The sequence below is a fragment of the Xanthomonas sp. SHU 166 genome, assembly GCF_000364685.1.
Classification (GTDB): domain Bacteria; phylum Pseudomonadota; class Gammaproteobacteria; order Xanthomonadales; family Xanthomonadaceae; genus Xanthomonas_A; species Xanthomonas_A sontii.
Genome location: NZ_AQOJ01000631.1, coordinates 1 through 6,048, shown reverse-complemented (window position 1 = coordinate 6,048; position 6,048 = coordinate 1). Strand labels below are relative to the sequence as shown.

The following is a 6,048-nucleotide window of genomic DNA, read 5'->3' as shown; positions in this document are numbered from 1 at the left end:
CTTCTCCCATCGGGAGAAGGTGCCCCGAAGGGGCTGATACGGCGCTAGCGCTTCGAATCCGGCAAGGTGCTGATCGCAAGCCGCCAGGACGGCGTGCCGTGGCCGAGGTGTTGGGCTATGCCGGCACAAGCAGGATCGTAGGCCGCCGCAAGCACCAGCAGCGGCACCGCGCCCTCGGCCGCGTACGGTGCACCGATCACGTGGCCCGCTTCCCCGTTGTCCGAGCGCGCCTTGTCGAACGGCACCTGGCTGCCGACGAACTCCGCGTGGCTGCGATCGCCGCGCAGATACGGCAGCAGCCAGTCGACGCTGCGCGCCAGCGATGCGCCGTTCGGTGCGCGCCAGTGGTACAGATCCTCGCCGCGTTCGGAGAACAGCAGTGCCAGCGTCACCAGCGGACGCAGGTCGTAGACGTGGTAGGACAGCGCATCGCGCTCGACGAAGTCGATGCTGCGGCCGTCGGGCAACAGGTTGTCTGCGATCTGCTGACGAAAGCCGGTGCGGGCGTAGTCCAGTAGCCGGGTGTCGTCGAGCGCGGCGCCGATCATGCCCACGGTCTTCAGCCGATGGCTGTGCCAGTTGTTGGTGGCGGTCTTGCGCTTGAGATCGCGCGAGCCGATTTCGGCATCGGCGATCTTTCGCATCCATGCATCGATAGCGCGGCGCTGCGCGTCCGGCAGCGCCGGGCGGACGATGCGGTAGGCGAAGATCGCCGGTTCCAGCCCGGTCTCGTCGATCGGGTTGCCGTTGGGCACATTGTGCGCGGCCCATTGCGCGAGCTGGTCGCCGGCGGCCAGTGCGTCGGCGCGCTCGCCGTCCAGGGCGTAGCGCAGCGCCAGCGCCTGGATGCGCGGCATGTCGCCCAGGCTGGTTTCGGTCGCCGCCTTCACTGGATCGCCGCGCAGGCGGCCGCCGGTGCTCAGCGTCTCGAGCGGATGTGCGCCCTGCGCGCGTGCCGCATCGGCCAGTCGGGCCTGCGCCGCCTCGACCTGCCGCCAGGCCGGATCGGTGGCAGCCGACGCGTGCAACTGCTGCCATTGCTCCGCGGTCGGCCACAGCCGCTGCACCGCGGCGGCTGGCGTGCTGTGGGTCAGCAGGAGTCCGGCAAGCACCACGCCGAGAACGGCGTGCGATGAGCGAAGCATGGCGATCTCCGGAAGCGCTGGCGAGCGTTGTCAACGCGACTGTAGGCGCGATGCGGTGAACGCCGGATGGCCCGAGTCCGGGAGCACGGTCGCCCGCATGCGCTCGCCGATGTGCGGATGGCGACGGGTCGTATCGGCGCCAGCGCGGCGTCACGCGCGCGCGGCTGGCAATGCCTGACAACGCGCTAACCTCCCAGCTTCCGCCGGTGAGGGCGCTTCGCGTTGCGTACCCTCACCCCAACCCCTCTCCCGACGGGAGAGGGGCTTTTGCGTTCCCTTCTCCTCCCCGGACCACGGCCTGCTTTTCGGGGGAAAGGTTCCGAAGGGGACGAGCGGCCGAGCGATGTCGTGCCCAACCGGCCGCAACCACGCTCCGACTGTCCTATCGCGCCCGATCCAGCAGCCACAGTTCGACGCGCTCGTTGCGCGCCTTGGCTACGGCGTCTTCGCCGCCGATCAGCGGATGCAGTGCGCCGAGACCGCGTACCCGTTCCACGGCGACACCGCGTTGCACCAGGTAGGCGGCGACGACGTCGGCGCGGTCGTTGCTGGCGATGGTCGGGTACAGCCGGTTGGCGCTGTCCGGCGTGGCGAAGCCGATCACCGCCAGGGCGCGGCCGTGCATCGCCGGCTGTTGCATGAAGGCGACCAATCGGTCGAGATCCTGGGCGCTGCGCGCTTCGTACATGCCATTGAGCGACTGCAGGCTGAAACGCAGCGTGGTGGTCAGGCGCCGGGCGCCGGTGCTGGCCTGCGCATAGCTAGCGTCCGCGCGGGCAGCGGTGGTGCCGCTCTGCGGCGTGGCCGGATCGACGTCGATCGCCATGGAAATCGGGCCAAGCCGGCGCACCAGCTGTTGCGCCTGCGGACCGAGGGCGTACAGGGCCAGGCTGCGGCCGAGCGCCGACATCATCTGGCCGCCGTACAGGCTATAGCGCTGGACCAAGGGATAGTCCTCGCCGCGCACGGCTGCTGCCGTCGGGAGCACCGCGATACCGCCGTCGGCGATGGCCAGCGCACGTGTGCCGGCCGGCACCGGCGTGGTCAACCCGACGATCGCCAGTGCGTCGGAATGGCCGACGACGGCGCGTGCCGCCTCGGCCAGGTCGGCATGCAGGACGTTCCCCGGCATGCGCACCGCCGGCAGCCCCAGGCGTTCGCGCAGGAAGTCGTCGAGACCGCCGGGGATGGCACTGCGGTGCAGCGCGATCGGCAGGTCCGCGCCGCCGAGTTGCGACCAGCGCGTGGTCCGGCCGCTCAGGATGTCGCGCAGCTGCGCGACGCTCAGCGTGGCGATGGGGTTGTCGGCGGCGACCAGCACCCGCGCGCCATCCAGGGCGACGACGAACTGTTGGTCCGGCGAGCCCAGGTCGCCGAGTTGCCAGGCGGCCTCGCGTTCGCGCGCATCGGGCTGACGCGCCAGCATCGCCAGCTCGGCGTCGCCATGCACCAGGTCGGCGATGCCGGCGGCCGAGCCGGTGCCGGCGATCTCGACCACCAGCGGCGCATCGTCGCGCACCGCGGCGATCTCCAGCGTCGTCGCATCGACGCGACGACGTTGCAGTTGCCGGTAGCCCATGCTCTGCAGCCAGGCTTCCACCAGCGCCGGCATCAGCCGCGCGCCGAGGCTGTTGGAGCCGTGTACGCGCAAGCGCTCGGCCGGTTGCGCGGACGCGGACGGCAGCGCGCACAGTGCTGCTGCGCCGAGCAGCAGCAGGCGCAGGGTGAAACGCAACATGGGATCCCCCCTGGGATCTGGACAGGCGCGGCAGTGTTGGCGATCGGCGTGACATCGCAGTGACTGTGCGCATGGTCACGCACGACAACGCGGCGTCGCGGCGTGTCCTGTCGGCGGTCCGCTCTCTACGCGATCGCGCGCGTCGAAAACCTCAGGCCGAACCGAGCCGGCGTGCGGCGGCCTGCGCCCAGCGCGCGGCGATCGCCGGCGAGGTGATGCACACGGCGCTGTCGGTGACCGTGGTGACCGCGCGTTCCAGCAACTGGATGTCGGCTTCGTGCTGCCGCGCGACATGCGGATCCTCGAAGAAGATCGCGCGGTGGCAGCGCCGTTCCAGCACGCGATCGGCGATCTGCGCGTCGCCGCCCATCGGGCCGCTCTGATAGCGGTGCACCCACGCCTGGCCCTGCGGCCAGCCGCGACTCCAGGCCAGTTCGTTGAGCCGCTGCCCGGTGGTGCCGGTGGCCACGCGCTCGGCGAAGCGAGACAGCAGATCGAAATGTTCGCTGGCGAAGGCCAGCATCTGCGGTTTCATCGCATCGTGCGCGATCAGCGCCAGGGTCTGCCGCTGCAGCGCGTACAGATCGTCGGCGCCGGCGTCGGCGGCCAGCCCGGCGTGGACGCGCTCCATCTCCACCCAATCGCGGGCGCTGGCCACGGTGGAAATGAACGGCTTGCCGTGGATCACGCACTGGCGCTTGAGCGCGATCGCCTCGGGGAAGATCGAGGACGGGTCGACCGGATCGATCAGGTAGATGGCGCCGTCGAGGGTCCGTTCGGCGCCTTCCAGTCCGACGACTTCGGCCACCAGCTTCATCAGTCCGCCCTCGCGGCCGAACGGGTAGCGCTTGAGGCCGGCATGGCCGGCCAGCAGACCGGCTCGGATGATCGCCTCGTGGGTGCGGCCGACCGCGTGCAGGCCGAGCTGCAGCTCGCGGATGCCGGCCTCGCTGGCGCGCAGCCAGCGGAACAGCGCGGCATCCTTGCCCTGGTGGTGCAATCGGTTGGCGGCCAGGCCCAGGCGCATGCGTCGATCCCTGCGGAAGAGGTGCGACAGTCTGCGCCTGATCGCGGTGTCGACTCAATCGCCGCGCGATCGCCGGGCCGCTGCTGCGGGTGCCGGCCCTGGCGCTGTCACTGCGTGACCTGCTGTGCGCGCACCGCCAGCACGTTCATCTGCGGCTTGTCGGCGCCGCTCTTGTCCGGCTGCAGGTTGAACGCATAGTCGCTGCGCCACCACGCGCCGCCGGCCCAGGCGGTCCAGCCCAGCCAGACGTCGCCGTTGTCGTGGACGTAGCCGAGCATGGTGTCCAGCGCCGCCAGGCAGGTGGGATCGCTGCTGCCGCCGAACTCGCCGAGGAAGCCGCGATAGCCGTTGGCGCGCAGCCATTGGGTGAACCCTTGCAGGCGTTCCGCACCGATGCTGGTGCTGACGCAGGCGGCGCTGGTGCCGGAGGAGTCGGGATCCAGGTACTGATGCACTTCGAACGCCAGGTTGCCGGCCGGGTCGTGGACCGTCAGCAATCCCTGCGCGTTGGACACGCCGTACCAGGTGCTGTTCCAGCTGTGCGCGCCGCTGAAGGCGGTGCCGGGCACCAGGATCAGGTTGTCGGCGCCGGTGCCACGGATCGCATCGATCGACGCCTGCGCGATGGCCGCCCAATCGCCGGAGGCGAGGCCGTTGGGCTCGTTCATCAGCCCGAACGCCACGCTGCCGTCGTTGCCGAACACCAGCGCCAGGCGCCGCCACAGATCGGCCAGCGCCGCCGCCGGCACCGCGTCGCCGCCGATGCGCACGCCGTCGTACTTGGCGTAGTTGTGCACGTCCAGAATCAGGTGCAGGTTGTAGCGCCTGGCGCGTTCGACCGCGGTGCGCAGCGCGTCGAGTTGCGCGGTGTCGAGCGGGCCGTTGGCCTGCGGCTGCAGTCGCTCCCACAGGAACGGCAGGCGCACGATGTTCATGCCCTGCGCCGCGGTGTACGCGTAGTCGGCGTCGGTGGGATACACATAGTCCTTGAACAGCACGCCGGGCTTCTTCGCCGAGTTGAACTCGGCACCGGCCAGGTTGATGCCGGCATAGCGCAGCGTCTGCTGCGCGTGGGCGAACGGCGCGCAGGCGGCCAGGAGCAGGCACAGCGCGGCACGCTGCCGCCATTGCGGGGAGCGGAAAAAACGGGAACTGCGTGGCATGACGGATCCTTCGTGGGGAAAGAGCGGCAGGCGCCGCCGCGATGCGGCGTGCGCGGCCGTGCACCACGCTGCAACCGCCATGCCAGAGCGATCGTGGTCATCGGAAATATGCGACGCATTGCACGTCGCACGCCATGCGGGCACCTTCAATCACCTGCTTGCGTACAACCCGGCGGATGTACGTCGCTCTGTAGGAGAGGCTTAAACCCGCAACGGCGCGTGCCCAGGCAAAAGCCCGCTGCCACTGAGCCGGTGAAAGGGCGCGCGCCGTCCCTCGCAGAACATGTCACGACGTGACTTGGAGGTGCCTAGTTGTCGGCGTGCGCCACGGCGTTGTCACGCATGGCGCCGCGCTCAGCGCGTGATGCGCTGCGCCCAGGGCGCGAGGATCGCCATCTGCGGACGGTCGTGGCCGTCGGCGTCGGGTTGCACATTGAACGGATAGTCGGCGCGCCACCAGGCGCCGCCGGCCCAGTAGCTCCAGCCCAGCCACAGCGTCGGGTGCTGCGCGATGTCGGCCAGCATGCCGTCCAGCGCGCGCCGGCAGGTGGGAGTGTCGGCGGCAGCGAATTCGCCGAGAAAGCCGAGATGGCCGGTCTGCTGCAGCCAGTCGGTAAAGGCGCGCAGGCGTTGGACGCCGATGTCGTCGCTCACGCAGACCGGGCTGGTGCCGCTGGAATCGGCGTCCAGGTACTGGTGCACTTCGATCGCCACGCGCTGCAGCGGGTCGTGAAGCGTGGCCAGCGCGCTGGCGTTCGAGGAGCCGTCTACCGGCGTGTACCAGCTGTGCGCGCCGGTCCACAGTGCGCCCGGCACCAGGATCAGGTTGCTGGCGCCGGTGGCGCGGATCGCATCGACCGCGGCCTGCGCGGCGGTGGCCCACGCGGCCGGGGTGATGCCGTGCGGCTCGTTCATCAGCCCGAACACCACCGCATTGTCGCTGCCGTAGGCGCGTGCCAGACGCTGCCACAGGTC

General features: G+C 70.2%; 5 protein-coding genes. All 5 read right to left on the bottom strand.

Annotated features, from left to right (window positions below; genetic code table 11):
• Positions 1–44: 44 nt before the first annotated feature.
• Positions 45–1,145 carry an alginate lyase family protein gene (locus tag D180_RS15365; RefSeq protein WP_232760522.1) on the bottom strand — a complete coding sequence of 367 codons (1,101 nt, stop codon included), beginning with the start codon at positions 1,143–1,145 and terminating at the stop codon, positions 45–47.
• Positions 1,146–1,527: 382 nt separating this feature from the next.
• Positions 1,528–2,883 carry a substrate-binding domain-containing protein gene (locus tag D180_RS15360; protein WP_017913494.1) on the bottom strand — a complete coding sequence of 452 codons (1,356 nt, stop codon included), beginning with the start codon at positions 2,881–2,883 and terminating at the stop codon, positions 1,528–1,530.
• A gap of 151 nt (positions 2,884–3,034) precedes the next feature.
• Positions 3,035–3,910, bottom strand: coding sequence for a methylglyoxal synthase (locus D180_RS15355; protein WP_017913493.1), 876 nt, complete (start codon positions 3,908–3,910; stop codon positions 3,035–3,037).
• A 107-nt stretch (positions 3,911–4,017) separates the two neighbouring features.
• Positions 4,018–5,073, bottom strand: coding sequence for a glycoside hydrolase family 5 protein (locus D180_RS15350; RefSeq protein ID WP_017913492.1), 1,056 nt, complete (start codon positions 5,071–5,073; stop codon positions 4,018–4,020).
• A gap of 354 nt (positions 5,074–5,427) precedes the next feature.
• Positions 5,428–6,048 (bottom strand): cellulase family glycosylhydrolase (locus tag D180_RS15345; protein ID WP_017913491.1); only part of this gene is annotated, 621 nt, incomplete at its 5' end.

Coding starts and splice junctions, on each gene's coding strand:
- D180_RS15365 (WP_232760522.1), bottom strand. CDS start 1,145: ATGCTTCGCTCATCGCACGCCGTTCTCGGCGTGGTGCTTGCCGGACTC.
- D180_RS15360 (WP_017913494.1), bottom strand. CDS start 2,883: ATGTTGCGTTTCACCCTGCGCCTGCTGCTGCTCGGCGCAGCAGCACTG.
- D180_RS15355 (WP_017913493.1), bottom strand. CDS start 3,910: ATGCGCCTGGGCCTGGCCGCCAACCGATTGCACCACCAGGGCAAGGAT.
- D180_RS15350 (WP_017913492.1), bottom strand. CDS start 5,073: ATGCCACGCAGTTCCCGTTTTTTCCGCTCCCCGCAATGGCGGCAGCGT.